General features: G+C 69.3%; 26 protein-coding genes. 9 read left to right on the top strand and 17 right to left on the bottom strand.

What is annotated here, in order from left to right; all coding sequences use genetic code 11:
* Both ABZ420_RS33380 and ABZ420_RS33375 read left to right on the top strand, forming a co-directional pair.
* Window positions 1–180: hypothetical protein (locus ABZ420_RS33380; protein ID WP_357131367.1), on the top strand; the 180-nt coding region annotated here is incomplete at its 5' end.
* Window positions 181–383: 203 nt separating this feature from the next.
* Window positions 384–815 (top strand): Rieske (2Fe-2S) protein, encoded by a 432-nt coding sequence (locus ABZ420_RS33375; protein ID WP_357131364.1) that lies wholly within the window; start codon window positions 384–386, stop codon window positions 813–815.
* An 11-nt stretch (window positions 816–826) separates the two neighbouring features.
* Here the strand turns inward: ABZ420_RS33375 and ABZ420_RS33370 are convergent, their stop codons facing one another.
* The 3 genes from ABZ420_RS33370 to ABZ420_RS33360 all read right to left on the bottom strand — a co-directional run bounded on the left by ABZ420_RS33370 (window position 827) and on the right by ABZ420_RS33360 (window position 3058).
* Window positions 827–1294 (bottom strand): VOC family protein, encoded by a 468-nt coding sequence (locus ABZ420_RS33370; protein ID WP_062977404.1) that lies wholly within the window; start codon window positions 1292–1294, stop codon window positions 827–829.
* Between the two features lie 82 nt (window positions 1295–1376).
* Window positions 1377–2096, bottom strand: coding sequence for a hypothetical protein (locus tag ABZ420_RS33365; RefSeq protein ID WP_357131386.1), 720 nt, complete (start codon window positions 2094–2096; stop codon window positions 1377–1379).
* A complete protein-coding gene (locus ABZ420_RS33360) occupies window positions 2093–3058 on the bottom strand; it encodes a hypothetical protein (RefSeq protein WP_357131362.1) in 966 nt (321 codons plus the stop codon). The genes ABZ420_RS33365 and ABZ420_RS33360 overlap by 4 nt, the downstream gene beginning before the upstream one ends.
* Before the next feature lie 137 nt (window positions 3059–3195).
* On the opposite strand from ABZ420_RS33360, the gene lspA reads away from it, so the two are divergent.
* Genes lspA through ABZ420_RS33345 form a run of 3 tightly spaced genes read left to right on the top strand, consistent with a single transcriptional unit; the run spans window position 3196 to window position 5373 of the window.
* The gene (gene lspA / locus ABZ420_RS33355) at window positions 3196–3792 is read left to right on the top strand and encodes a signal peptidase II (RefSeq protein ID WP_357131383.1); all 597 of its coding nucleotides are present in this window, start codon (window positions 3196–3198) and stop codon (window positions 3790–3792) included.
* Window positions 3789–4715, top strand: a complete 927-nt coding sequence (locus tag ABZ420_RS33350) for an RluA family pseudouridine synthase (RefSeq protein WP_357131359.1) — start codon at window positions 3789–3791, stop codon at window positions 4713–4715. The genes lspA and ABZ420_RS33350 overlap by 4 nt, the downstream gene beginning before the upstream one ends.
* Window positions 4708–5373, top strand: a complete 666-nt coding sequence (locus ABZ420_RS33345) for a hypothetical protein (protein WP_357131356.1) — start codon at window positions 4708–4710, stop codon at window positions 5371–5373. The genes ABZ420_RS33350 and ABZ420_RS33345 overlap by 8 nt, the downstream gene beginning before the upstream one ends.
* Window positions 5374–5385: 12 nt before the next feature.
* On the opposite strand, the gene ABZ420_RS33340 is transcribed toward ABZ420_RS33345, so the two are convergent.
* Window positions 5386–6204 (bottom strand): PhzF family phenazine biosynthesis protein, encoded by an 819-nt coding sequence (locus tag ABZ420_RS33340; RefSeq protein ID WP_357131353.1) that lies wholly within the window; start codon window positions 6202–6204, stop codon window positions 5386–5388.
* An 81-nt stretch (window positions 6205–6285) separates the two neighbouring features.
* The gene (locus ABZ420_RS33335) at window positions 6286–8709 is read right to left on the bottom strand and encodes a cation-translocating P-type ATPase (RefSeq protein WP_357131350.1); all 2424 of its coding nucleotides are present in this window, start codon (window positions 8707–8709) and stop codon (window positions 6286–6288) included.
* A 35-nt stretch (window positions 8710–8744) separates the two neighbouring features.
* Between ABZ420_RS33335 and rarD the strand changes: the two genes are divergently transcribed.
* From rarD to ABZ420_RS33320, 3 genes are all read left to right on the top strand, one after another.
* Window positions 8745–9686, top strand: coding sequence for an EamA family transporter RarD (rarD, locus tag ABZ420_RS33330; RefSeq protein WP_357131348.1), 942 nt, complete (start codon window positions 8745–8747; stop codon window positions 9684–9686).
* Between the two features lie 82 nt (window positions 9687–9768).
* Window positions 9769–10023 (top strand): type II toxin-antitoxin system Phd/YefM family antitoxin, encoded by a 255-nt coding sequence (locus ABZ420_RS33325; protein ID WP_040865950.1) that lies wholly within the window; start codon window positions 9769–9771, stop codon window positions 10021–10023.
* Window positions 10020–10412 carry a type II toxin-antitoxin system VapC family toxin gene (locus ABZ420_RS33320; RefSeq protein WP_357131380.1) on the top strand — a complete coding sequence of 131 codons (393 nt, stop codon included), beginning with the start codon at window positions 10020–10022 and terminating at the stop codon, window positions 10410–10412. The genes ABZ420_RS33325 and ABZ420_RS33320 overlap by 4 nt, the downstream gene beginning before the upstream one ends.
* 117 nt (window positions 10413–10529) lie before the next feature.
* Here ABZ420_RS33320 and ABZ420_RS33315 read toward each other — a convergent pair whose 3' ends face one another.
* Window positions 10530–11030, bottom strand: a complete 501-nt coding sequence (locus ABZ420_RS33315) for a hypothetical protein (RefSeq protein ID WP_040865962.1) — start codon at window positions 11028–11030, stop codon at window positions 10530–10532.
* Between the two features lie 194 nt (window positions 11031–11224).
* On the bottom strand, window positions 11225–12625 hold the full coding sequence (locus tag ABZ420_RS33310) for a DNA polymerase IV (RefSeq protein ID WP_357131377.1): 1401 nt from the start codon (window positions 12623–12625) through the stop codon (window positions 11225–11227).
* Between the two features lie 333 nt (window positions 12626–12958).
* On the opposite strand from ABZ420_RS33310, the gene ABZ420_RS33305 reads away from it, so the two are divergent.
* Window positions 12959–13846 (top strand): UTP--glucose-1-phosphate uridylyltransferase, encoded by an 888-nt coding sequence (locus tag ABZ420_RS33305; RefSeq protein WP_357131345.1) that lies wholly within the window; start codon window positions 12959–12961, stop codon window positions 13844–13846.
* Window positions 13847–14075: 229 nt separating this feature from the next.
* On the opposite strand, the gene ABZ420_RS33300 is transcribed toward ABZ420_RS33305, so the two are convergent.
* The 10 genes from ABZ420_RS33300 to ABZ420_RS33255 all read right to left on the bottom strand — a co-directional run bounded on the left by ABZ420_RS33300 (window position 14076) and on the right by ABZ420_RS33255 (window position 24959).
* Complete coding sequence (locus ABZ420_RS33300) at window positions 14076–14627, bottom strand: NlpC/P60 family protein (RefSeq protein WP_357131342.1); 552 nt, start codon at window positions 14625–14627, stop codon at window positions 14076–14078.
* A 388-nt stretch (window positions 14628–15015) separates the two neighbouring features.
* Window positions 15016–18150, bottom strand: a complete 3135-nt coding sequence (gene ileS / locus ABZ420_RS33295; RefSeq protein WP_357131339.1) for an isoleucine--tRNA ligase — start codon at window positions 18148–18150, stop codon at window positions 15016–15018.
* Window positions 18151–18423: 273 nt separating this feature from the next.
* On the bottom strand, window positions 18424–18624 hold the full coding sequence (locus ABZ420_RS33290; RefSeq protein WP_084499367.1) for a hypothetical protein: 201 nt from the start codon (window positions 18622–18624) through the stop codon (window positions 18424–18426).
* A gap of 77 nt (window positions 18625–18701) precedes the next feature.
* On the bottom strand, window positions 18702–19559 hold the full coding sequence (locus ABZ420_RS33285; RefSeq protein ID WP_357131336.1) for a DivIVA domain-containing protein: 858 nt from the start codon (window positions 19557–19559) through the stop codon (window positions 18702–18704).
* Between the two features lie 69 nt (window positions 19560–19628).
* Window positions 19629–19931: a YggT family protein gene (locus ABZ420_RS33280; RefSeq protein WP_039797136.1), complete on the bottom strand. Its 303-nt coding sequence runs from the start codon at window positions 19929–19931 to the stop codon at window positions 19629–19631.
* Between the two features lie 89 nt (window positions 19932–20020).
* Complete coding sequence (locus ABZ420_RS33275; RefSeq protein ID WP_040865945.1) at window positions 20021–20803, bottom strand: cell division protein SepF; 783 nt, start codon at window positions 20801–20803, stop codon at window positions 20021–20023.
* Between the two features lie 105 nt (window positions 20804–20908).
* Window positions 20909–21670, bottom strand: coding sequence for a YggS family pyridoxal phosphate-dependent enzyme (locus tag ABZ420_RS33270; protein ID WP_357131333.1), 762 nt, complete (start codon window positions 21668–21670; stop codon window positions 20909–20911).
* A gap of 52 nt (window positions 21671–21722) precedes the next feature.
* Window positions 21723–22451 carry a peptidoglycan editing factor PgeF gene (pgeF, locus tag ABZ420_RS33265; protein ID WP_357131330.1) on the bottom strand — a complete coding sequence of 243 codons (729 nt, stop codon included), beginning with the start codon at window positions 22449–22451 and terminating at the stop codon, window positions 21723–21725.
* A 268-nt stretch (window positions 22452–22719) separates the two neighbouring features.
* Entirely contained in the window at window positions 22720–23964 is a 1245-nt protein-coding gene (gene ftsZ / locus ABZ420_RS33260; protein ID WP_357041454.1) for a cell division protein FtsZ, read from the bottom strand.
* 353 nt (window positions 23965–24317) lie between these two features.
* Window positions 24318–24959 (bottom strand): FtsQ-type POTRA domain-containing protein, encoded by a 642-nt coding sequence (locus ABZ420_RS33255; protein WP_357131375.1) that lies wholly within the window; start codon window positions 24957–24959, stop codon window positions 24318–24320.
* Window positions 24960–25015: the final 56 nt, after the last annotated feature.

Here is a 25015-nt window from a genome sequence, read left to right as displayed (position 1 = left end):
GCCCACCACATCAGCCCCATCGCCAAACCCCGCGAAATCCACATCGTCCCCGAACTCCCCAAAACCCGCAGCGGCAAAATCATGCGCCGCCTCCTCCGCGACATCGCCGAAGGACGCGAACTCGGCGACACCTCCACCCTCGTCGACCCGAAGGTGTTCGAATCGATCGCCCGCGGGTAACCACAGAGCGGCGGACCCGGCCACAAAGCAGATGAGGGGGTCCGGGTCCGCCGCTCGCCCTCCCGGGTCCGCCATCCCGCCGCGACACGCCGGGCAGCGACCTCTGAGCACACCGGATTGAACCGAAGCGCCGCCCTATTCCGTTGACGAGGCGAAGCGGCACCGGCGCAACGCCGTGCCGCGCCTTCGGAACGGAACCCGACATGACACTCGACGAACAACTCCGCACCCGGCGCAGTGTGGTCGCCGCCGGGGCGGGCATCGCCGCCGCCGCGGCGGTCGCCGCCTGCGCCTCCTCCGGCAAGAGCGAACCCCCACCCGCGCAGAGCGACCGGCCCGCCGATGCGGACCGGCAGGCAAACACGCTGGCCAAGACGGCCGACATCCCCGTCGGCGGCGGCGTGATCGCCGGTGACACCGTGGTGACCCAGCCCAGCGCGGGCACCTTCGTCGGGCTGTCGGCGGTGTGCACGCACGCGGGATGCAAGGTCGCGACGGTGTCCGGCGGCACCATCAACTGCGCCTGCCACGGCAGCAAGTACGCGTTGGACGGCGCGGTGGTCAACGGCCCGGCCACCAAACCCCTCGCACCGCGCGCCGTCCGGGTCTCGGGTGATTCGGTGATCGCCGGGTGACTCGGCCGGGTTCAGGAACCGCCGAACATCTCCGCCATCCGGCGGTCCATCTCGTCGGGCGGCACGTCCTCCACATGGGTGGCCACGGTCCACCGGTGCCCCCACGGGTCTTCGAAGGCGCCGCTGCGATCCCCGTAGAACTGGCTGGTCATCGGCGTGAGCTCGGTGGCGCCCGCGGCCAGCGCGGCGGCGAAGGCGGCGTCGGCGTCCTCGACGTACACGTACAGGTTCACGGGGGTGCCGCCGACCGTCTTCGGGTCGAGGAAATCCATATCGGGCGCCGGATCGCCGAGCATGACGACCGAATCGCCGAACATCAGCTCGCAATGGGCGATCTTGCCGTCCGGACCGGGCATCCGCATACGTTCGGTGGCGCCGAAAATGTTCTTGTAGAAATCGATCGCCGCCGCCGCGCCGTCGATGGCCAGCCCGGGCGAGACCACCGGATAACCATCGGGAACGGGTTTGACATCAGACATGGAGAACCTCCGGTCGAGGCGTTGTGTCGGACCATGTCGAGCCTATTCCGGCGATCCGCGCAATTGGCCGGATCGTCGGAAATCAGGGACCCGCGGAGCCTCGCAGCCGACGCACCTGGGCCGCGGTGAGCGCGCTGAGCACGGCCGGGTCCACCGTCTCGGGCGCGGTCACCGCCACCTGTAGCAACGTGCTTCCCACCTGGACGATCGCGACCGACGAGCCGAGGGCGAGCCCCTCGCTCGTGGCGCGCACCTGGAAGGCTCCCGCGGCGTCGCCGACCGGTGGCTGGGCGAGCCCGCCGATCCGGTAGTCCACCGCGATATCGGTGGCGTCGTCGCCGGAATAGCGCGTGCACCGGCGCAGCGTCTCCTGCACGGCCGAAAACGCGGCCGGGAGCGAATCGGCCGGATAACTCGCCGCGTCGATATCGATGCTGGAGAAATTCGGCCCGGCGTATTGCGTGGACGCCTGGGCCAGTGCGCCGGAGTATTGCGCGCCGAGCGGAGTGAGTACCTTCGCGCATTCCGCCGGATTCGTCGCCGAGGTACCGGTCGAGGCGGTCCCGGTGGCAGCGCGCGGCGGCAGCGCGGTGAAACCGGACGGCAGGTCGGCGTCGCCGAGGAGCCGGGCGCCCAGCCGTGCGGAATCGGTCTCGGGCGCGGCGGTCACCGGGACCGCGGCCACCGCGGGCCCCAGCGGCGGCAGCTCGTGCGCCTTCGGCTCGGCGGGCTCGGCGGACCCGCAGCCCACGACGAGCGCGACGGACGCCACCGCGAACGGCAGGGCGCACGCACGGGTCATTCGGTCCACGACACCTGCGTATCGATCGTCTGACGCAGCGTGCTGTCGCTGTGCGGATCGCGGTAGGCCTGGTGGCCGCCGACGGTGATGGATCCGGCCACCGGCAGCGGCAATCCGAGATCCACCGTGATGGTGCCCGCGCCCTCCATGACGTAGTCCCGGATGTCCAGCGTGCCCGCGTTGTTCGGCAGGTTCCACACCGGCGACTTGGGCTTCTGGGTGACGTGCAGCTCGATGGTGAGCCGGTCCCCGTCGCGTTTGCTCAGCGTCGCGGTGGTCACCTGGTCGAGCAGGACGCCGCTGCTCACTTCCTGGCGCACCGTCCACACCGCGCCCTCGCCGACGGGCTCGTCGGGGAACGCGATCGACCGGTACACGGCCTGGTAGAACGCCTGCTCGAGGGCGGCGCGCGCGGTGTTCGACGCGTCGGGGGCCGGCTCGAGCCGCAGGGCGGTGATCGTGCCCAGATCGCTGAGGTCGAAGCCCGCGTGCGAGCCACCGATCTTGGTGAGCGCTTTGGCCATCGTCGGGTCCGGTGAGGTGACCGTGCCGAGGGTCAGATCGATGCCGTCCGCGGTGGTCTGCGCGGTCATCGGAATGGTCAGCGCCGGGGTGGAGAAGTCGCGCTTGGGCTGTTCATCGATCTGCTGTTCGATGTGGTGGGCGGTATAGAGCGTGACCCGCTGCACGGTGCCTGCCGGATACTCCGGCCGCAGCAGCGAACGCGGTTCCGCACCGGCCGATTCGACCGTGGCCACCGCTGCCGCGATCGGCACGGTCACTTCCTTGCCGATTCCCAGCGGCTCCGTTCCGTCGGCCTCACCGCTCGACTCCGCGCCGTCGCCGCAACCGACGCCGAAGGCCGAAAGCCCCACCGCGAGCACCATGAGCAGCACGCCCGAGCGTGCGCTCCGGGCGGAGCCCGGGCTCCGATGAAGGCGGGGGGAAGACAACACCGTCACGAGCAACAGCGTACGACCGCTTCCTGAGTGTCAGCTGGGACATCCGCGTGTGCGCCGGTCGGCGTGCCACGCGCGTCCGCCGGGCGCGGGCCTGGCAATCGGACGCGCGCACCGGGCCCGATCGGGCTCGAGAGATGATGGTCGGCGTGAGTGACGACGGGCCGCCCGAGGAAAACCCAGCAAACACCGCAGATCCGACGACCGAGCCTGCTCCACCGCAGCGTCTGCGGACGCTGCTCGTTCTCGCCGCGGTGGTGCTGGGCCTGGATCTGCTCACCAAGACCATCGCGGTCGCGAAACTGACGCCGGGCGACCCGGTGTCGATCGTCGGTGACGTCGCGCGCCTGAGCCTGGTGCGCAATCCGGGCGCGGCGTTCTCCATGGCCACCGGCATGACCTGGCTGCTCACCCTGGTCGCCGCCGCCGTCGTCGTCGGAGTGGTGCGCATCGGCCGCACCCTGCGCTCGCTGGGGTGGGCGATCGGTCTGGGCATGGTGCTCGGCGGGGCGCTCGGCAACCTGATGGACCGGCTGTTCCGCGCGCCGGGCCCGCTACAGGGCCACGTGGTGGACTTCGTCGCGATCGGCTGGTGGCCGGTGTTCAACGTCGCGGACTCGGCCATCGTCTGCGGCGCGATCCTGCTGGTCGCGCTCACCGTGTTCGGCTTCGAACCCAACGGCACCCGGGTCGGCCACGGCAAGCCCGGCGACGCGACCGAGGGCAGCGCGGCATGAGGGAGACCAGGACCATGCCCGTCCCCGACGGGCTCGACGGCATGCGCGTCGACGCGGGCCTGGCCCGCCTGCTCGGCCTGTCCCGCACCGCGGTGGCCGCGCTCGCCGAGGAGGGCTCGGTGCAGCTCGACGGCGTCGCCGCGGGCAAGTCCGACCGGCTCACCGCGGGCGCCTGGCTCGAGGTGATCTTCCCGGAGCCGAGGCGAGAATTGACCATCGAGGCCGAACCGGTGGAGGGGATGAAGATCCTCTACGCCGACGACGACATCGTCGCGGTGGACAAGCCGGTCGGCGTGGCCGCGCACACCGGTGTCGGCTGGAGCGGGCCGACCGTCGTTGGCGGGCTCGCCGCGGCCGGATACCGCATCTCCACCTCGGGCGCGCACGAACGGCAGGGCATCGTGCACCGCTTGGATGTCGGCACCTCCGGAGTGATGGTGGTCGCGCAGTCCGAGCACGCGTACACGATGCTCAAGCGCGCGTTCAAACAGCGCACGGTCGACAAGCGCTACCACGCCGTGGTGCAGGGCCATCCGGACCCGAGCAGCGGCACGATCGACGCCCCGATCGGCCGGGCACGCGGCAACGACTGGAAGTTCGCCGTCACCGCCGACGGACGGCCCAGCGTCACCCACTACGACACCGTCGAGGCGTTCCATTCGGCCAGCCTGCTGGACATCCATCTGGAGACCGGCCGCACCCATCAGATCCGGGTGCACTTCTCCGCGATCCGCCACCCGTGCTGCGGCGATCTCACCTATGGCGCGGACCCGCGCCTGGCCGAGCGGCTCGGACTGCAACGCCAATGGCTGCACGCCCGGTCGCTGGGCTTCCAGCATCCCGCCGACGGCCGCTACCTGGAGATCACCAGCGAGTACCCGGATGACCTGAAACACGCGCTGGACGTCCTGCGCGATGTCTGACCGCCGGCTGCCGCCGCGGCGCGGTATCTTCCTCGCCGCGGCGGTGGTCGCGCTGATGGCGCTGATCTACGCGCTGGGCGCGCTGCATCCGCCGTATCGCACCGCGCCGGCCACCGACCGGCTCGGACCCGACCGGGGCGAGCAGGTCACGGATTACCTCGACCGCTCCCGTGATTCGCTGGAGCCGGGCGGCGACGAACCGCGCTGGGCACTGGTGTCGTTCACCGAACCGCTGGCCCCCGAGCAGATTCCGGCGCACAGCGGCGGATTGCGGATCTCCCAGGTGCTCTACCGGGTACCGGTCCCCCGCGTGCAGACGCCCTTGGTGACCGTACCCGTCCCGGAAGGTGCGGCCGCGGCGGTGGATTCGGCGCGGGACGCGGCCTGGCTGCTCCCCCGCCCCGCCGACGACCGTTCCGCCCGTGTGGTGGAGTACTCCGCCGCCCGGCTCCGGGACGGCTGCGGCTGCGTCGTCGGACTCGTCGTCCGAGGATCCTCGGCGCAGTTGCGGGACCTGGCCGGACGCGACGGCATCCGCGCGGTCCAGGCGCTTCCCGCCGACGCGGTGGCGGGCAGCTTCGCGGTGGTTCCGCTGCTGCCCGATTACCGCGATGTCGTCCTGCCCGGCCCCGACGACGGACCGGTTCCGCAACCGTGAGCGGCCGGGCGCTCAGTCCGGCAGGGTGACGACGCCGTCGAGGTAGCGGCGGCAGCGCCCGAACAGCAGCACCCGGTCGCCCGCCAGTTCGCAGCGCAGGCTTCCGCCGCGGCGGGAGAGCTGCCTGGCGTGCAGTTCGGTGCGGCCGAGCCGCTCGCTCCACAGCGGAACCAGCTGGGCGTGCGCGGATCCGGTCACCGGATCCTCCGGAACGCCCACGCCGGGGCCGAAGAAGCGGGAGACGAAATCGACCGAGTCGCCGGGCGCGGTGACGATCGCGCCGCGCGGCAGGGCGGGGAACGCCGACAGCACGGGCGCGGCATCGCGCACCTCCTGTTCGGTCGCCACGACGATCACCTCGTCGGCGCCGGAATACGCGGTCACCGGACGCACCCCGAGCGCCGCGACGAGCGCCGGATCCGGCCGCACCGGGATGCTCGGCACCACCGGCAGGTCGAGGACGAACTCGTCGTCGTCGGTGCGGTCGACGTGCAGCCAGCCGCTGCGCGTGTAGAAACTCACCCGGTCTTCGCCGGGATGCAGGTCGGCCAGGATCTGCGCGGCGCTGGCCAGGGTGGCGTGCCCGCACAGTGCGACCTCCACCCTCGGGGTGAACCACCGCAGGTGGAAAGCGGGCCACTCACCCGGCGGCATGCCCGCCTCGGGAGGTAATTGCGATGTATAGAACGCGGTCTCGGCGAGATTGTTCTCCTCGGCCAGCTGTTGCAGCAACGCATCCGGGAGCCACGACGGGAGCGGCATCACCGCGGCCGGGTTGCCCGAGAACGGTGCGTCGGCGAACGCGTCGATCTGGTGCAGCAGTACCTCCATAGTCTCCAGAAGGTACTCCAACTCTGAATGGCCGCTTCGCACAAGGCTTCTCGTGGCGCGGCTAGTCAGGCGTCCAGTCTGTCAGGCGGCTCCGCCGGGCGAGCTCGGCAGCAGTTGCCGCTTGTCGCCGAGCAGCACCGCGCTCACCCACCACGCGGCCTCGACCAGCACGATGCCCACCACACCGCAGGCCACCGCCGCACCGGTGAGCGCTAGGTTGGAGGGGTCGAGTTTGAAGAACTCGCGGGTGAACGGAACGGTGAACAAGAAGACGTACGCCGCCACCGACGCCGCGATCAGGACCACCTTCCACCAGACGTACGGGCGCGCCACGATGGCCAGCACCCACACCGCGATCATGATCAGGGTGATGAGGGCGGTGGTGCCCGCCTGGACCTTCTGCTCCTCGCCCGCGTCCGGCCCGGCATAGGCGATCAGGTAGGCCACGAAGGTGGCCGCGCCGATCACTGCGCCCGACGGGATGGCAAGTCGCATGACCCGTCCGACGAAGCCCGTGCGGGCGCGCTCGTTGTTGGGCGCGAGCGAGAGGATGAACGCCGGGATGCCGATGGTGAACCAGGCCGCGATCGTGACGTGGCGCGGCAGGAACGGGTAGCCGATGGGCTCGTAGTCGAAGATCTGGGACCCGACACCGGCGATCCCGACCAAGAAGGCGAGCAGGACGGAATAGACGGTCTTGGTGAGGAACAGATTCGAGACGCGCTCGATGTTGCCGATCACCCGGCGTCCCTCCCCGACCACATAGGGCAGGGTGGCGAACTTGTTGTCCAGCAGGACGATCTGCGCCACCGCCCTGGTCGCGGGGCTGCCCGACCCCATGGCCACGCCGATATCCGAATCCTTCAACGCGAGAACGTCGTTCACGCCGTCACCGGTCATCGCCACGGTGTGCCCGCGTGACTGCAAGGCGGACACCATGGCGCGCTTCTGGTCCGGACGGACCCGGCCGAAGGTGGTGTTGCGGTCCAGCACGCCGGCCAGCCCGTCGCGATCCTCCGGCAGTTCCCGCGCATCGATCGGGTGATCGCCGCCGGGCAGGTCGAGCGAGGAGGCCACCGCGCCGACCGACACGGCGTTGTCGCCGGAGATGACCTTGATCGAGACATCCTGGCTCGCGAAGTACTCGAGTGTGTCGCGGGCGTCCGGCCGGACCTTCTGTTCCAGCACGACCAGCGCGGCGGGCCGCACGATGCCGGGAGCGTCCGCCGCGTCCACCGCACGGTCGCCGCGGGCCAGCAACAGCACGCGCAGACCGGAGGCGCCCAGTTCCTCGGCCACCCGCGCGTCCGCGGAGTCCGGGTCCAGCAGCACGTCCGGCGCGCCGAGCAGCCAGTCGCCGTGCTCGCCGTAGGAGCAGCCGCTCCATTTCTTGGCCGAGGAGAACGGCGCGACGGCGGTGCGCTGCCAGCCGGGACCGTCCGGCAAGGCCTCGACGATGGCCTGGACGCTCGCGTTCGGGCGCGGATCGTCGGCGGCGATCGCGGCCAGCGCGGCGCGTACCTCGGCGTCGTCGAAGGTGTCCAGGGTCTTCAGATCCGACAGCCGCATGCCGTTCTCGGTCAGCGTGCCGGTCTTGTCCGCGCACACCACGTCCACCCGGGCCAGGCCCTCGATCGCGGGCAACTCCTGGACCAGGCACTGGCGCCTGCCCAGCCGCACCACGCCCACCGCGAACGCTATCGAGGTCATCAGCACCAGCCCCTCGGGCACCATCGGCACCAGCGCGGCCACCATCCCGGTGACCGCGGGACGCCAGGACTCCTTGCTCGAGACGAGCTGGTTGTAGATGCTCAGCAGGCCCGCCGGGATCAGCAGGTAGGTGATGAACTTCAAGATCTTGTCGATACCGCTGCGCAGCTCGGAGTGCACAAGGGTGAACTTGCTCGCCTCCTCCGCCAGCCGCGCCGCGTAGGCGTCCCGGCCTACCTTGGTGGCGCGGTACGCGCCGGACCCGGACACCACGTAGCTGCCCGACATCACCGTGGCGCCGACCGCCTTGTCGACCGGATCGGCCTCGCCGGTGAGCAACGACTCGTCCACCTCGAGCTGCGCGGACTCCTCGACCGTGCCGTCCACCACGATCTGGTCGCCCGGCCCGAGCTCGATCAGGTCGTCGAGCACCACGTCGTGCGGCGCGACCTCGACCGCCGTGCCGTCCCGGCGGACGGTCGGCTTGGCCTGGCTGACGATGGCAAGTTCGTCGAGCGTGCGCTTGGCGCGGATCTCCTGGATGATGCCGACCGCGCTGTTGGCGACGATCAGCAGGCCGAACATGCCGTCGATGATCGATCCGGTGGCCAGCACCAGGACGAAAAGGACCCCGAGGATGGCGTTGATCCGGGTGAAGACGTTCGCGCGCACGATGTCGCGGACCGAGCGGCTCGCCCGATCGGGGACGTCGTTGGTCAGCCCGTCGCGGCGACGTTGCTCGACCTCGGCCGCGGTCAGTCCGGTGGCGCCCGAAGCCTGCACGGTAATCGACATGACCGCAAGGCTACGGGACAACTACGTTCGTCCTCGTGCGGCGAAGCAGGTCCATCCCCGGTGCAGCGTTCGGAGCGAGCGCGTACTTCTTGTGGGGACTTTTCCCCGCGTTCTTCGGATTGCTGGCGTTCGCCAGTCCGGGTGAGGTGGTGGCGCAGCGGATCGTCTGGACGCTGGTCGTCGTGCTCGCGGCGCTCGCCCTGAGCGGCCGGATACGCGAGTTGCGCGGCATCGGCGGCCGCGTCTGGCGTCTGGCCGCCGTCGCGTCCGCCGCGATCGCGCTCAACTGGGGCGTGTACGTCTACGGCGTCATCTCGGGGCACGTCGTGGAATGCGCGCTCGGCTACTTCATCAACCCGCTGGTGACCGTCGCGTTCGGGGTGGTGATCTTCCGGGAACGGCTGACCGGCGCCCAGTGGGGCGCCCTGGCACTCGGCGCGGGCGCGGTGGCCGTGCTCACCGTCGACTACGGCAGGCCGCCGGTCATCGCCCTGGCCCTGGCCTGTTCGTTCGCCACCTACGGCCTGGTGAAAAAGGTGATCCCGCTGGACGCGCTGCGCGGCATCGCCGCGGAGGGCATCGTCGCCGCGCCCTTCGCGCTGGCGTTCGCGGTCGCTCTGGCGATCACCGGGCACAGCGAATTCACCTCCGGCCCCGCGCACACCGCGCTGATGGCGGCCACCGGACCGGTCACCCTCGTCCCGCTGCTGTTGTTCGCTGTCGCGGCTCAGCGCGTCGCGCTGTCCACCATGGGCCTGCTGCAATACCTGACCCCGGCGCTCCAGATGGCCTGGGGCGTCGCCGTCGCGCACGAGCCGATGCCCGCCTCGCGATGGGCCGGTTTCGCGCTGATCTGGGCCGCGCTGGCGATCTTCACCACCGAAGCGCTGCTGCGAGCCCGGCGTGCGCGGCGCACATCGCCCGACGCCATCACCGCCTCAGGCCCACCCGCGAGCGAAACTCGGACCACCCTGTGAGCTATGTCCGTCCGAAGCGATGGGGCGGCGCACCTCCGGCGGAAGAATTGCTACAAGCGTAGCATATGGCTACGATTGTAGAATGACCGCGCTACCTGCTCGCGACCTGCGAAATCACACCGCTGACGTGTTGCGCCGTGTCGAGGCCGGCGAGGAGATCGAGATCCTCAAGGACAACCGGCCGGTCGCGAAGATCATCCCGTTGCCGCGGCGGCGACAGTGGGTACCCGCCGCGGAGGTCCTGCGTGAACTGGTTCGCCTGGGTCCGGATACTACGGGCCTACGGGAGGAACTCCGTCAGACATTGTCCGAGACGACGGACGACCTGCCGTGGTGAACGACCGACGCGCACTGGCCGACACGTCGATATTCATCGGCCTCGAGGCGGCACGCTTCGACCCGGCACGATTCGACGGGTACGAATGGGGTGTCTCGGTTGTCACTCTTGGTGAACTCCGCCTCGGGGTGCTGCGGGCTGCCAGCCCCGAGGTATCGGCCCGGAGGCTGGCGACCTACCAGCTGGCACAGCGGTTTCAGCCACTCGAGGTAGACGAGACCGTTTCGGAGCACTGGGCGCTGCTGGTCGCACGCCTGCGGGCGACCGGACGCAAGGTGCCGATCAATGACAGTTGGATCGCGGCGACCGCGCTGGCACACGACATTCCGATCGTGACCCAGGACGGTGATTACGATGCGATGCCCGACCTGAAAGTCCTGAAGTTGTAGGAGTCCGGCGGTGCACCGACCCACGCGGCCGACGCCGAACAACCGGCTCTTTCGAAGACGACGACGGGCCGGTCGCGGGGACGAATCCCGGCGACCGGCCCGGCCGGTGGTGCGAACTCAGCTGCAGGCCGCCGACTGCTGGCCGAGGTTGGTCAGCATGGTGCAGGCCCACGCCTTCTGGATCTTCCACTTGCCGTTGTCGGCGACGAACGGCACGTCGACGATGTTCTCCTGGCCGTTGAGGATGAACTTGGCCTTCGCGTTCACGCTGTCGCCGAACGAGGTGACGTCGGTGACCTCGATCTTCACGTCGGCGCCGGCCGCGGCCTGGGACAGGCGATCCGGCAGCGTCGGATCGGCTTCGGCGCCCTGGACGTTGTCCAGCTTCTCGGAGGCGGGCACCGACGGGTCCAACGCACGGGAGAGGGCGGTGTTCAGCTCCGCGGGAGTCGGGACCGGCGGCAGGTTCGCGCTCGCGGTCGCCGACGCCTTGGCGCTGGTCGACGTCTTGGCGGCGGGCTTGCTGTCCTTGTCGTCGCCACCGCAGGCGGTCAGGCCAAGCGCGGCGACGATGGCCAGGCCGGCGATCGCGATGCGTCCAGTCTTACGAAGCTTCAACTGCTCGTCCTTTGCGTTCGAGAGGTCCGTGTCGTGTTCCACCTTGACAGCCGCCACCCGAACCGGCGGCGCTGCACGAGGTCCCAGGCTACCTGCACCGGGCGGCGCCGCCGAAGATCCACACGGACCGACGATGGTCGTCGGCAGCGAACGTACGCGCCCGGCCGGGCGATGTCGAGCCGCGGGCCCGGCCGTCAGAGCAGGCTGCGCAGCGGATCGGCCCGGGTGAGCGCGGCGTCGTCGGCGGCGAAGGTGCGCGCGGGACCCGGACCGGTGGAACGGGTTTCGAAGCGAACGGTCACCACGCCGAGCCCCGCGCCCTGCACCCAGCCGTGGCCGTGCTCGGGATGGGTCACGTCCATGCCGGGATGCCAGACGGCCACGGGCAAGGTGGGCGCGCTGATCTGCGGGGCATCGCCGAGGCCGGCGGAGTGCGCGGGCTCGGCTTCCGGCCGCGCCGTGACGATCTCGGCGGCCGTGCCGCGATCCAGTTCGGGGAACAGCGACTCCTGGCGGATCGTCGACAGGCCGCCGTAGCCGACCCCGACGAGACGGATCGGGCCCAGCTCTCGCGGGTCGAGCGCCGACCGTTGCGCGGCGGCGGCGAGGGTGGCCAGGTCCTCGGTGGCGTAGGGCAGGGTGAAGGAGCGGGTGACGATGCTCATATCGGACTTCTTCAGTTTGAGCACCACCGTGCGCGCCGCGCGCCCGTCGCCGGTGAGGCGCCGGTGCGCCGCCGCGGCCATGTCCTCGATGGCCGGGCGCAACTGCTCGAGGCTGACGATGTCGGTCTCGTAGGTGGTCTCGGCGCTGATCTGCTTGGCCTCGGTGCGTTCGGCGACCGGACGGTCATCGATGCCGCGCGCCAGCCGGTGCAGCGCGGCGCCCACACTGCCGCCGAGGATCGACATCGCCTCCGACTCCGGCAGGGCGGCGAAAGCGCCCACCGTCTCGATGCCCAGCGAACGCAATCTGCCCTCCGCGACCGGCCCGATGCCCCACAACTTGCGCACCGGCAGCCCCGCCAGCAGACGCGGCTGCTCGACCGGCGAGATCACGCGCACCCCATCGGGTTTGGCCAAGCCGGAGGCGATCTTGGCCAGCTGCTTACCGGTGCCCGCGCCCACCGAGGCGGTCAGCCCGGTTCGCTCGCGCACCACCGCGCGCAACTCCTCACAGAACGCGTACACCCGCGCGACCGTCTCGCCCGCCAGTTCGGCGGGCTCGCCGAACGCCTCGTCGTACGACAGCGTCTCCAGCACCGGGATCCGGCTGCGCAGCGCGTCGAAGACCTGCCCGCTGACCACCCCGTAGACCGCCCCGCGCGGCGGCACCACCACCGCGGTGACACCGACCAGCCTGCGCGCCTGATGCATCGGCATCGCCGACCGGGCACCGAAGACCCGCGCCTCGTAACTGGCTCCGGCGACGACCCCGCGGCCACCGGTTCCGCCGACCAGCACCGGCCTGCCGCGCAACGTCGGCCGGGTCAGCTGTTCGACCGAGGCGAAGAACGCGTCCATATCTATATGCAGAACCCAGCGGCGGGCGACGCTGTCCGCGTCGGCGAACGCCGGACGAGGCGGCGGGCTCACCGAGCCGTCCCCGCGCGTCGTCCCGATCCCGGTCGACGGCGCGGCCGCGCGCTCGACGCTCGGTTTCTCGGTACGCACGGGTGCAATGTACGCCCGCCCACCGACAGCTCGGGGCAGGCGGTGACGCTGTCAGGTGGCTGTGCGCTAGCTACCGGTTACCTGCCGGTACCGCGGGTCGCCTCCCCTCGCCTCCGGGTCGCCCTCGGCCTCGCCGCACCGGTCTTGATCTGCTCTTTTCCGCGCCGGCCCCGATACTCGACAGTCCTGAAATAACCGCCGACGTGCCGCGGGGAGGGAGCTCGGCGCCCGGTCCGATATGTGATGATCGGACGCATGAATATCCGCAAGGCCGTCATCCCGGCCGCAGGTATCGGCTCTCGTCTGCTTCCGCTGACCAAGGCCATCCCCAAGGAGATGCTGCCGGTCGGCGACAAGCCGGTGATCGAGCACACCGTCCGCGAGCTGGTCGCTTCGGGCATCACCGACATCACGATCGTGGTCAGCGGCGGGAAATCATTGATCCAGGACCACTTCCGCCCCAACCCGGCGCTGGTGGCCCAGCTGCGCGCGGACGGCAAGACCGCCTTCGCCGACGCGGTCGAGGAGGTCGGCGAACTGTCCCGGCTCGGCCACATCACCTACCTCGACCAGCACGGGCCGTACGGCAACGGCACCCCGGTGCTCAACGCCGCCCGCAATCTCGGCGACGAGCCGATGCTGGTGCTGTGGCCGGACGACGTGTTCGTCGCCGAGGTGCCGCGCGCCCAGCAGCTCATCGACGCCTACGAGGCCACCGGGGCGCCCGTCCTGGCGTTGATGCCGATGGATCCCGCCGAGTCACAGCGCTACGGCGTCCCGGTGGTCGCCGACGACCAGGGCAACGGCCTGCTGCGCATCACCGGACTGCGGGAGAAGCCGAAGCCGAAGGACGCGCCGTCGTCGTTCGCCGCGATCGGTGGCTACGTCGTCACCCCCGGCATCATCGAGGAGCTGCGCAGGCAGACCGAAGCGTGGTACGAGCACCGCACCGGCGAGGTGTACCTCACCGACGCGATCAACGTGCACGCGGCGAACAATCCGGTCTTCGGCCAGGTGATCCGCGGCCGGTGGTACGACACCGGCAACCCGGCCGACTACCTGGTGGCGCAATTCGCCTCGGCGCTGGCGCACCCGCAGTACGGACCGTCGCTGCGCGACCTCGCCGACGGCCTCGACGGCTGACCTCCGGGTCCCGCGGCACCGCGGCGAGCGAATCGCAGAGCCGTGGCTCGGTGCACCCGACGGCCACCGCCGCAGGACCGCCCGATGGTCGAGTAGCGCGGGAAGCGGGCCTGCGACCGTCGGCTATCCAGCCGGGAAAGCGCCGACACGGCCCCGACCAGCTGCCGGCCGGGGCCGTGTCATCCCGCGAGCAACCGCGATCGGCGTCGCGCGCCCGCCCGGTGCGCGCTCAGAAGCGGCGAATGGCGTAGATGTCGAATTCGTCGAGCGGGGTGTAGCCCACCGGCACACCCCAGTCATAGGCGTTGAGTACCAGTCCGTTACCCGCGTAGATGCCGACGTGCGAACCGTCCTGGTTCAGCACCACCACGTCGCCGAGCGAGAGCGAGCCCCGCGGCACCGGCGCGCCCGCCTTCGCCTGCTGCCAGGTGGTCCGCGGAATGCTCACGCCGACCTGGCGGTACGCCCACTGCACGAGACCCGAGCAGTCCCAGCTGAAGGGACCGGTCCCGCCCCATTCGTAGGGCTTGCCGATCTGTGTGGTCGCCGCGGCCAGCGCGCCGATGCCGAACACACTGGGCACCGGCAGGAAGCCCGAGCCGCTGGCGCTGCCGGAGTCACCGTCGGGACCGCTGCCGGAGGCCGAACCGGAGGAGGCGCTGCCCGGCCCGCTGCCGGAGGCGCTGCCGGTGTCGGCCCAGACGGGTCCGGCGAGCAGGAGGATCGTGATGGTGGAGAGCAGAAATCCGAGTGCGATGCGGTGCGTCGATTTTCTCGGCACGTACTCGCCCCTTCCATGGGCGCGGATGACTGGCCGCCGATCGGCGGCCTGGCTAATACATGGCATCAGCAGCGGCCACCGATGTGGAGCCGCCGCCACCCGCGCCGGGCGTGTTACCGGCGCGGCCGAATTCCAAGTAAGACAAGCCATATAGAGAAACTGCCGCCCCGGATACGAGCCGGTCAACAGCAGCGACACCGCAGATTGTGCCTGGGATATCGGCGAATTGTCGGGAATCAGCAAACTCTCAGCATGTGATCTACATCACTGACTGCGGCCTCTGATCCGCAGCTATCGGGCCCGGAACGACGGGCACGAGAACCGCTCCGCACAGCAGCCGGGGCGGGACCCGATGGGTCCCGCCCCGGCTCGCTCGGTACTCGGCGCGCTATGCCTTGGCGAGCTTCGCGCGCACGCCGCCGACCAGATCGGCGGCCTCCTGACCCGCGTCGCCGAAGGTCAGCGTCGTGGCGAGGATCTCGCCCGCGATCAGGTCACGGTGCGCCTCGGCCCACGCGGCCCGCTCCGCCGGGACCTCCAGCACCACGGTGATGCGGTCGGAGACGTCCAGTCCGGACGACTTCCTGGTCTCCTGGAGATCGCGGATCAGGTCCCGCGCCCAGCCCTCGGCCTCCAGTTCCTCGGTGACCACCGAGTTCAGCACCACCAGGCCCGCGTTCCCGGGCAGCGCCGCGGTCGACTCGGGTTCGGCCGCGACAAGGCGCTGGGTGTACTCCTCGGGCAGCAGGGCGATGCCGGCCGCGCGAACCGTGCCGTCCGCGTCCTCGGACCACTCCCCGGCCTTGACCGCCTTGATCACCGTCTGCACGTCCTTGCCGAGCCGCGGCCCCGCGGCGCGGGCGTTGACCACCAGCTCGAAGCGGCCGTGCGAGTCCACGTCGGTGGTCAGGTCCACCTTCTTGACGTTCACCTCGTCGGCGACGATGTCGGCGAACGGCGCCAGCCGCTCGGCGTCGGCCGCGGCGATGGTGACCTCGGCCAGCGGCAGCCGCACCCGCAGGTTCTGTGCTTTGCGCAGGCTCAGCACCGTCGAGCACACCACCCGCACCTCGTCCATGGCGGCGACCAGCTCCGGATCGTCCGGCAGTTCACCCTCCTTCGGCCAGTCGGCCAGGTGCACGGAGTCGCCGCCGGTCAGTCCGCGCCAGATCACCTCGGTGATCAGCGGCAGCAACGGCGCCGCCAGCCGGGTGACCACCTCGAGCACCGTGTGCAGGGTGTCCACCGCGTCGCGGTCCTCGCTCCAGAACCGCGACCGCGACCGCCGCACGTACCAGTTGGTCAGCGCGTCGGCGAACGAGCGCAGTTCCTCGCAGGCGCCCGCGATGTCGTAGGCCTCCAGCGCCTCGGTGATGACGTCCCGGGTTCGCGCGAGCTTCGCCAGGATGTAGCGATCGAGCACGTGCGGCGAATCCGTGCGCCACACCCCGGGCTTCGAGGCGTACAGCTGCAGGAAGGTCCACGCGTTCCACAGCGGTCGCAGCGCGTGACTCACGCCCTCGCGGATGCCGCGCTCGGTGACGATGAGGTTGCCCCCGCGCAGGATCGGCGAACTCATCAGGAACCAGCGCATCGCGTCCGAGCCGTCCCGGTCGAACACCTCGTTGACGTCCGGGTAGTTGCCCTTGGACTTGCTCATCTTCAGGCCGTCGTCACCGAGCACGATGCCGTGCGCGGCAACGGTCTTGAACGCCGGGGAATCGAACAGAGCCGTCGCCAGCACGTGCAACGTGTAGAACCAGCCGCGGGTCTGCCCGTTGTACTCGACGATGAAATCGCCCGGGAAGTGGCTGTCGAACCACTCCTTGTTCTCGAACGGGTAGTGCACCTGGGCATACGGCATCGAGCCGGACTCGAACCAGCAGTCCAGCACCTCCGGCACCCGGCGCATGGTCGACTTCCCGGTCGGATCGTCGGGATTCGGCCGGGTGAGCTCATCGATCATCGGGCGGTGCAGATCGGCCGGGCGCACGCCGAAGTCGCGCTCCAACTCGTCCAGCGATCCGTACACGTCGACACGCGGGTAGGCCGGATCGTCGGACACCCACACCGGGATCGGGCTGCCCCAGTAGCGGTTGCGGCTGATGTTCCAGTCCCGCGCGCCTTCCAGCCACTTGCCGAACTGGCCGTCGCGGATGTGCTCGGGCACCCAGGTGATCTGCTTGTTGAGCTCGACCATCCGCTCGCGGAACTTGGTGACCGCGACGAACCAGGACGGCACGGCCATGTAGATCAGCGGCTGCCCGGAACGCCAGCTGTGCGGGTAGGAGTGCTCGATCGTCTCGTGCCGCAACAGCTTTCCCGCGGCCTTGAGGTCCTTGATGATCACCGGGTTGGCGTCGAACACCATGAGACCCTCGTACGGCGGAACCATCGAGGTGAACTTGCCGCCCGCGTCCAGCGGCTGCACCAGCTCGATGCCGTGCGCGGTGGCGACGTCCATGTCCTCCTCACCGAAGGCGGGCGCCAGATGCACGATGCCGGTGCCGGAGTCGGTGGTCACGTAGTCGGCGGTGAGCACCCGGTGGGCGTTGGGGTGGCCCACGAAGAAGTCGAACGGCGGCGCGTAGGACAGTTCGGCCAGCGCGGCGCCGTCGTACTCGGCGAGCACCTCCGGGTTCTCGCCGAACTCCCGCGCGTAGTGCGAAACCCGTTCGGCCGCTAGCACATAGCGTTTGCCGTCGGCGCCGCGCAGGTGCACGTAGCGGACGTCTGGGTGCACCGCGATCGCCAGGTTGGACGGCAGCGTCCACGGCGTCGTGGTCCAGATCAGCGCGTTGGCGCCGTCGAGTTCGTGCAACGGATGCTCGGCGGGCACGCGCAACGCCATGTCGACGGTGACCGCCGGGTCCTGGCGCATTTTGTAGGCGTCGTCGAGGCGGGTTTCCTGATTCGACAGCGGCGTCTGCTCGTACCAGCTGTAGGGCAGCACCCGGAAACCCTGATAGATCAGACCTTTGTCGTACAGCGACTTGAACGCCCACATCACCGACTCCATGAAGTCGGTGTCCAACGTCTTGTAGTCGTTGTCGAAGTCGACCCAGCGGGCCTGGCGGGTCACGTAGTCGCGCCATTCCCCGGTGTAGCGCAGTACCGACGTTTTGCAGGCCGCGTTGAATTCCGCGAGCCCCATCGCATCGATCTGTGATTTGTCCGTGATACCGAGCTGCTTTTCGGCTTCGATTTCGGCGGGCAGTCCGTGGCAGTCCCATCCGAATCGCCGATCGACCCGCTTGCCGCGCATGGTCTGGAAACGCGGGACGAGGTCTTTGACGTATCCGGTGAGCAAATGTCCGTAATGCGGCAGACCGTTGGCAAAGGGCGGGCCGTCGTAGAAGACGAATTCGGCTGCGCCGGAACGGTTTTCAATGCTCGCGCGGAAGGTGTCGGCGGCCGCCCACGCGTCGAGCACGCGGCGCTCCATCTCGGGGAACGACGCCCCGTTGCCGACGCCGAGGTCGACGCGCGGGTACGCGCTGTTGCTGGAAGTGTGGTCCGCCATGGCGGATACGTCTCCTCGTGCCGTGTGTCATGGGCACGGGGACGATGACGGCGCCCGGTGCGCCGAAACCGCGGTACCACCCCGCTTGTCCGGTGTGACGAACTCCGGACCTCTCATTCGCGAGCTGTGACGGGCTCACCCGTTCGGTTCTACTGAGCGCCCGGCCCGCGGGCCGCGCCACCGTTCTTCCGAAGGCTCCCCGGTGATAGCCGGATCGACGCCGTATTCATGTTTGATTCTAGCCGCAGCGGTCAACTCATATCGGAGAGCAGGTCAGCGTCTGGCATGTCGACCAGGAGGCGGTGGGGAATCACCATCCGGACTCCGCATGGACAAAGCGCTCACCAGCAGGAGCATCGCACCGATGACGCATACCACGATGCAACCCCACGCCCAGATCACCGATCCGGTGGTGAGCGCGGCCACGAGCAGGGCGAAGCCGATCGCGGCAAGGACGAGTGTCAAGACGAGCATGGTGACCCCCAAGGCATGCCGGGCGGCTCGACAGTTCCTCTAACGGTATGCGAACTGCTGTGCTCGTGCGCGGCGTGCTACTTGCCACCCTTGGCGAAGGACGCAGGCGCGAGGTTGTTCGCCGTGTTGGCGTCCGCGAACGCTTCGCCGCCGTCGACCGGAACCGCCGAGCCACGGTTCTCCAGCTCCTCGAGCTGCGACTCCAGGTACGACTTCAACCGCACCCGGTACTCCCGCTCGAAGGTCTTGAGCTGCTCGATCCGGCTCTCCAGCACGCTGCGCTGCTGGGTGATGGTCGCCATGATCTCGGTGTGCTTGCGCTCCGCGTCCGCCTGCAACGCGTCGGCCTTCTCCTTGGCCTGACGCAGCTGGTTGTCCGAGCGGGTCTGCGCGTCCGACAGCATCGCGTCCGACTTCTGGCGGGCGTCGGCGATCATCGCCTCCGACCGCGTCCTGGCGTCTCCGACCAGTCGCTCGGAATTCGCCCGGGCATTCGACAGCAAGCTCTCCGCTTCGGCCTTGGCATCGCTGGTCAGCCGGTCCGCCATCTCCTGGGCGAGGCTGAGCACCTTGGCGGCCTGCAGGTTCGCGTCCGCGCCCGGAGCGTCCTTGGCCACCGGCGCGGCGGGCATCGGAGCGGGCGGCGCGGCGGGAACCGGGGGCTTGATCGGTTCCGGCGGGGGCGGCGGGGCCTGCTGAATCGGCGCTTTCACGGTGTTCGCCACGGCCGGGCCGCGGTTCTTCTTCGCGTCGGCCAGTTCGGCGTCCAGTTCGGCGACCCGCTGGCGCAGATCCGCGTTCTCCTCGATCAGGCGCGACAGCTCCTGCTCAACGAGATCCAGGAACGCGTCGACTTCATCCTCGTTGTAGCCGCGCTTCCCGATCGGCGGTTTGCTGAACGCGACGTTGTGCACATCGGCTGGGGTCAGCGGCATGGAAGGATCCCTTCACGCGTCTTTTGGAGATCTAGCAGATCTAGCAAGCTGTCTTCTCGGCCCATTCTGTCACACCGGAGCTACCGGTTGCCCGAGCCTGCCCACGATCGACATCAGGATGAAGACGATGAAAAGCAGGACCATAATCGACAGATCCAGGCGAATTCCGCCCAGCGACACCGGGGGTATCAACCGCCTCAGCAGTTTCACCGGCGGGTCGGTGATCGTGAAGATCACCTCGAGGACGACGACCACGACACCGGTAGGACGCCAGTCTCGGGCAAAGCTACGGATGAACTCGACGATCACCCGGCTGATCAGCAACAGCCAGAAGATGAACAGTACGAAGTACAGCACCGCGAACAAGGCCACGACTTCACTCTGCCGTAAAAATCGCTTCGCGCAAAATGACCGCGCCGCACAACGGGCGACCGGTCCGCTTCACCCCCCAGATCACGACCTTATTTCTGGTTGTAGAAGCCGGTTTCCGCGATGCGCCTGCGTTCTTCCGCTGATACGTCGACATCGGCCGGTGAGAGCAGGAACACTTTCGTCGCCACCTTGTCGAACGACCCGCGCAGCGCGAAGGCCAGACCCGCGGCGAAGTCGACCAGCCGCTTGGCGTCGGCATTGCTCAGATCGACCAGATCCATGATCACCGGATTGCCCTCACGGAAGCGCTCGCCGATGATCCGAGCCTCGCTGTAGTCGCGCGGGCGCAGCGTGGTGATCTTGGACAAGGGGCCTCCGTCCTCGAAGATCCCGGGCCGCCGCACAGGGGCGGGCTCGGGACGCACGCGCTCCTCCAGCCTGCGCTCCTCGGCGTCGGGATCGACGGCGAGCGCGCCACGGGTGGTGCCACGCAGCGGTGGCGCGCTCCCACCCGCCCGGAAGCGGCCGGACGGTGCGGCATCGATCCGGGTGGGACGTCTGGGCGCGTCGTAGCGGTCGTCACCGTAGGGCTCGTCGGCGTAGTCGTCGCGCCGCGACACCGAGTAACCCGCCTTGTATGGCGACTTGTAGGCGGGCTCGGGGTAGTCGACGTCGTCGAAACGGCCCGCGCCGTAGCGGTCGTCGCCGTAGCGGTCGACGTAGCCGTCGCGGTCGGAGTAGTCACGGGGCCGGGGCCGGCGAGCACCGCGCTCGTCCACGCCTCGGGGAGCGCGATCGTCGACGTAGTCGTCTTCGTAATCCTCGAGCGGAACCATGCCGAAGTACGCCTTGAACTTGTGCAGCGTGCTCATTGGTCGACCTTCCTTCGGCCCCGGTGGCGGCCGGGTGTTGAAGTCTTGCTCAGCCCTCGTCAGATCCCAGCATATGTGTCGAATGTGACTGATGAGGTTTCTTTGCTAGCCCGAGGTTATCGGTCGCATACCCATCAAGGCGGTACCGACACGCACAACCGTCGAACCGTGTTCGATCGCGCATTCCAGATCGCCGGACATTCCCGCGGAAAGCTCTGTCGCCTCCGGATGATCGGCGAGCAACAACGTGTGCAACATCGCAAGTCGCGCAAATGCGGCATCAGACTCCGCCCCCAAGGGCGGAATGGCCATCAGACCCGACAAACGTAATCCTGGGGCCTTCGCAATCCGTTCGGCGAGCACGGGGAGATCCGCGGCCGCGACACCCCCTCGAGTGGGGTCGTCATCCAGGCTCACCTGGAGCAACACCCGAAGCGGTTCGGTGCGCTCTCCCGCCTCCAACGCAGCTCGGGCACCCGCGTCGAGAGCGGTTGCCAGACGTTCGCTGTCGACCGAGTGAACGGTGTGCGCCCAGCGGGCGACAGCCCGGGCTTTGTTCCGCTGCAACCGTCCGATCATGTGCCAGCGAATGCCGGAGAGGTCTTCCTCACGCAGCGCCGCCACCTTCGCCGCGGCCTCCTGCTCCCGGGACTCGCCGAACTCGCGCCTGCCGAGCCGATGCAGGATCGCCACGTCGGCGGCCGGGAAGAATTTCGTCACCGGCAGCAGCCGCACCGAGTCCGGCGCCCGGCCCGCCGCGCGGCAGGCGGAGTCGATGCGGGCGAGCAGACCCGCCAGGTTGGCCGACAGCTCGGCGGTCCGGGTCGTGAGCGCGCCGTCCGCCGCGGCCTTCGCCTCGGCGTTCATGCCCGCACCCCACCGACGCTCGGCTCCGGGACCGCGCGGGCGTCACGCGCGCTCACGCGCCGGTCTCCATCCAGATCACACCCGCGATCCGGCCGGTCGGCGCGCCACGGCGATGACTGAACAATGTGCGGTCCTCGATGGTGCAGCGCGGGTCGACCGCGATCGCGCCCACGCCCGCCTCGGTGAGCTGCCGGGAGATACCCGCGCGCAGATCCAGGCCGGGCGTACCGCGGACCGTGGTGGTCGCGCTGCCGGGCAGGTGTGCTTCGACGTCGGCGCGCATGGCGGCGGGAACCTCGTACTGACGGCCGGAGGCCGCGGGCCCGAGAAAAGCTCCCACCCGGTCCAGGCGCGCACCGGCCGACACCATCGCCTCGAGCACGCGCGGCACGATGCCGATGCGAGCGCCGATCCGTCCCGCGTGCACCGCGGCGATCACGCCCGCCTCGTCGTCGGACAACAGAACGGGCACGCAGTCGGCGGTGAGCACGACCAGCGCGAGTCCGGGCACGGTGGTCACGAGCGCGTCGGTGGCGGGGACCGGTTCGGAGCGGGGGCCGTCGACGATCTCCACGGTGCGGCCGTGGATCTGTTCCATCCAGACCAGGCGCTCCGGCGGCAGGCCGATGCCATCGGCCAGCCGATCGCGATTGCGCCGCACGGCCGCCGGATCGTCGCCGACGTGGTCGCCCAGATTGAACGAGTCGTAAGGTGGCGCCGAGAAGCCTCCGGCCCTGGTCGTGGTGACCCGTCGGACAGTGATGGTCGGCGCGATAGTCATGGCGACGAGCGTAGTTGCGCTCGGCGACGGGCGTCGAAATGCCCAGGTAGAGAGCGAAAATTCCCCCGGGCGGTGGCGATCGCGTCGCATCGGGCGCCCCGGCGCCCGGTCCCGCCCGGCCGGCCCCCGCTCCGGCCTTCCCCCGAAATCACTGATCGACAGTCGAGCTCCGGGACACCACTCCCCGTGTCCGCCGAGACGTCCCGGCCCGGGCCGGGATCGCTCCGCGCGGTCGGTCCCGGCCTGCGCCGGAACCACACTCCAGCGCTCAGCCCCTCCGCATGAACGACGGCACGTCCACGTCGTCGTCATCGTCGCCGGCATCCGGCGGCGTGATGTGCGAGCGCGTGTTGCTCGTCACCGTCGGCTCACCCAGCGTGCGCTGCCGTTCGGTGTCCCGGTAGCTCGGCAGCGTGCCGCGGCCCGCGGCGGTCGCGCCGGAGGTAGTCGGTGTGCTGTCGCTGCCGCGCGCCGCGATCTCACTGGTGCGGCTCTGCCCGATCTCGCCCGAGCGCGCCGTGCCGATCGTGCTGCGGCCGGGATTCTCGAAAGTGCGCCGGGCCGGTCCGCCCCCGTCGAAGCCCGCCGCGATCACGGTGACGCGCACCTCGTCTCCGAGCGAATCGTCGATCACCGTGCCGAAGATGATGTTGGCCTCGATGTGCGCGGCCTCCTGCACGAGCGAGGCCGCCTCGTTGATCTCGAACAGACCGAGGTCCGATCCGCCCGCGATCGACAGCAGCACACCGTGCGCACCGTCCATGGACGCTTCCAGCAGCGGCGAATTGATCGCCGATTCGGCCGCTTTCACCGAGCGGCCCTCGCCACGCGCCGAACCGATTCCCATCAGCGCGCTGCCCGCGCCGGACATCACGCTCTTGACGTCGGCGAAGTCGACGTTGATCAGACCGGGGGTGGTGATCAGGTCGGTGATGCCCTGCACACCGTTGAGCAGCACCTCGTCCGCGGAACGGAACGCGTCCATCAGGCTCACCGCCGCGTCGCCGAGCTGGAGCAGCCGGTCGTTCGGGATGACGATCAACGTGTCGCACGACTCGCGCAGCAGGTTGATGCCGACCTCGGCCTGGTTCCCGCGCCGCTTGCCCTCGAACGAGAACGGACGGGTGACCACGCCGATGGTGAGCGCGCCGAGCTTGCGGGCGATCTGCGCGACGACCGGGGCGCCACCGGTGCCGGTGCCACCGCCCTCGCCCGCGGTCACGAAGACCATGTCGGCGCCCTTGAGCACCTCTTCGATCTCGTCCTTGTGGTCCTCGGCGGCCTTGCGCCCGACCTCGGGGTCCGCGCCCGCGCCGAGGCCGCGGGTCAGTTCACGGCCGACGTCGAGCTTGACGTCGGCATCACTCATCAGCAGGGCCTGGGCGTCGGTGTTGACCGCGATGAACTCGACACCTTTGAGTCCTTGCTCGATCATCCGGTTGACGGCATTCACACCGCCGCCGCCGATACCGACGACCTTGATCACCGCAAGGTAGTTGTGCGGGGGCGTCATGGGCTCTCGCCTTCCTTCGATCTAAAGCCTGTCGTTTCCGGATTCTCGGCACACCGCTTTGTGGGCCCGGTCCGGAGGTCGGGTCGCTACGAGGAGCGAACCGTGGCTCGGGCAAACTCTAAAGCTCAACCATAGGGTTAGCGTTATGTCAAGTATCCGACTGTTGCGGAACGCTATTCGCAGCCGACGCGATACGCGCGCAGGCGCGCCGAAACGAGAGCAAGAATCTTGCGTGATCCCGCTCGTCTCGCCGCTCCACACGTCGTATGGTGAACGGTTGCCCCCCGGCCCCCTTCTCGGCGCCGGAACCACTTCCGGACCGCTGAGAATTACCTGGGCGCAATGGGTGTGGATCACTTTACCGTGACCAGATTGGGACTCGACACATCGAACACCGTTCCGGGGCGCGTCAACAACGGCAACACCACCGCCGCCTTTCGCTCGGCGTCGTTGCTCCCGCCCCAGAGTACCGTGCGGCCGTCCTTCAGATTCAGCGAAATATCCGAAATGGACCGGGCCGCAACCTCGCTCACCTGAACTGCCAGCGCAGGCGGCACGATGGAGAGTATCGCGACCGCCGCCCCGGTCACCGGATCGGCGCCGCCGGGATGACCGGTGACCAACTTCGGCACGCCGATCGGCGCGGGCTCGACCGCGAATTCGACGCCGTCGGCGTCCAGTAGATGCGCGCCTTGCGGACTGTCGTAGTACAACACCGCGGTGCGCTCGACCACGGTCACCCGGACGGTGGACGGAAATATCCGTTGCACCCGTGCCGAGCGCACCTTCGGAATGCTCACCACCCGCCGGGCGACGGCATTGGTGTCGATTCGCAGCATCGAGCGGCCGGAGGGAATTTCGAGCAGATCCCGCACGTGTTGCTCGGGGACCGCCACCGCCCCCTCGATCCGCACGGTGCGTACCGAGAGCGCCGGGGTGAACCAGGCGATGACACAGAGCACTGCAAGAACGCACACGCTCAGCAATCCCCACAGGCGAAGCCGGCGCCATTCGATCTCGCCGAACCGATCACCCGCGCGGCGCCCGGCCG

The organism is Nocardia sp. NPDC005745 (genome assembly GCF_040630775.1).
Lineage (GTDB): Bacteria > Actinomycetota > Actinomycetes > Mycobacteriales > Mycobacteriaceae > Nocardia.
This window is presented reverse-complemented; position numbering and strand designations above follow the sequence as displayed.

Coding starts and splice junctions, on each gene's coding strand:
- ABZ420_RS33335 (WP_357131350.1), bottom strand. CDS start 8,709: ATGTCGATTACCGTGCAGGCTTCGGGCGCCACCGGACTGACCGCGGCC.
- ABZ420_RS33270 (WP_357131333.1), bottom strand. CDS start 21,670: ATGAACGCCGAGGCGAAGGCCGCGGCGGACGGCGCGCTCACGACCCGG.
- pgeF (WP_357131330.1), bottom strand. CDS start 22,451: ATGACTATCGCGCCGACCATCACTGTCCGACGGGTCACCACGACCAGG.
- ABZ420_RS33285 (WP_357131336.1), bottom strand. CDS start 19,559: ATGCCGCTGACCCCAGCCGATGTGCACAACGTCGCGTTCAGCAAACCG.
- ABZ420_RS33345 (WP_357131356.1), top strand. CDS start 4,708: ATGTCTGACCGCCGGCTGCCGCCGCGGCGCGGTATCTTCCTCGCCGCG.
- ABZ420_RS33350 (WP_357131359.1), top strand. CDS start 3,789: ATGAGGGAGACCAGGACCATGCCCGTCCCCGACGGGCTCGACGGCATG.
- ABZ420_RS33305 (WP_357131345.1), top strand. CDS start 12,959: ATGAATATCCGCAAGGCCGTCATCCCGGCCGCAGGTATCGGCTCTCGT.
- ABZ420_RS33370 (WP_062977404.1), bottom strand. CDS start 1,294: ATGTCTGATGTCAAACCCGTTCCCGATGGTTATCCGGTGGTCTCGCCC.
- ABZ420_RS33275 (WP_040865945.1), bottom strand. CDS start 20,803: ATGAGCACGCTGCACAAGTTCAAGGCGTACTTCGGCATGGTTCCGCTC.
- lspA (WP_357131383.1), top strand. CDS start 3,196: ATGGTCGGCGTGAGTGACGACGGGCCGCCCGAGGAAAACCCAGCAAAC.
- ileS (WP_357131339.1), bottom strand. CDS start 18,150: ATGGCGGACCACACTTCCAGCAACAGCGCGTACCCGCGCGTCGACCTC.
- ABZ420_RS33365 (WP_357131386.1), bottom strand. CDS start 2,096: ATGACCCGTGCGTGCGCCCTGCCGTTCGCGGTGGCGTCCGTCGCGCTC.
- ABZ420_RS33325 (WP_040865950.1), top strand. CDS start 9,769: ATGACCGCGCTACCTGCTCGCGACCTGCGAAATCACACCGCTGACGTG.
- ABZ420_RS33290 (WP_084499367.1), bottom strand. CDS start 18,624: ATGCTCGTCTTGACACTCGTCCTTGCCGCGATCGGCTTCGCCCTGCTC.
- ABZ420_RS33375 (WP_357131364.1), top strand. CDS start 384: ATGACACTCGACGAACAACTCCGCACCCGGCGCAGTGTGGTCGCCGCC.
- ftsZ (WP_357041454.1), bottom strand. CDS start 23,964: ATGACGCCCCCGCACAACTACCTTGCGGTGATCAAGGTCGTCGGTATC.
- ABZ420_RS33340 (WP_357131353.1), bottom strand. CDS start 6,204: ATGGAGGTACTGCTGCACCAGATCGACGCGTTCGCCGACGCACCGTTC.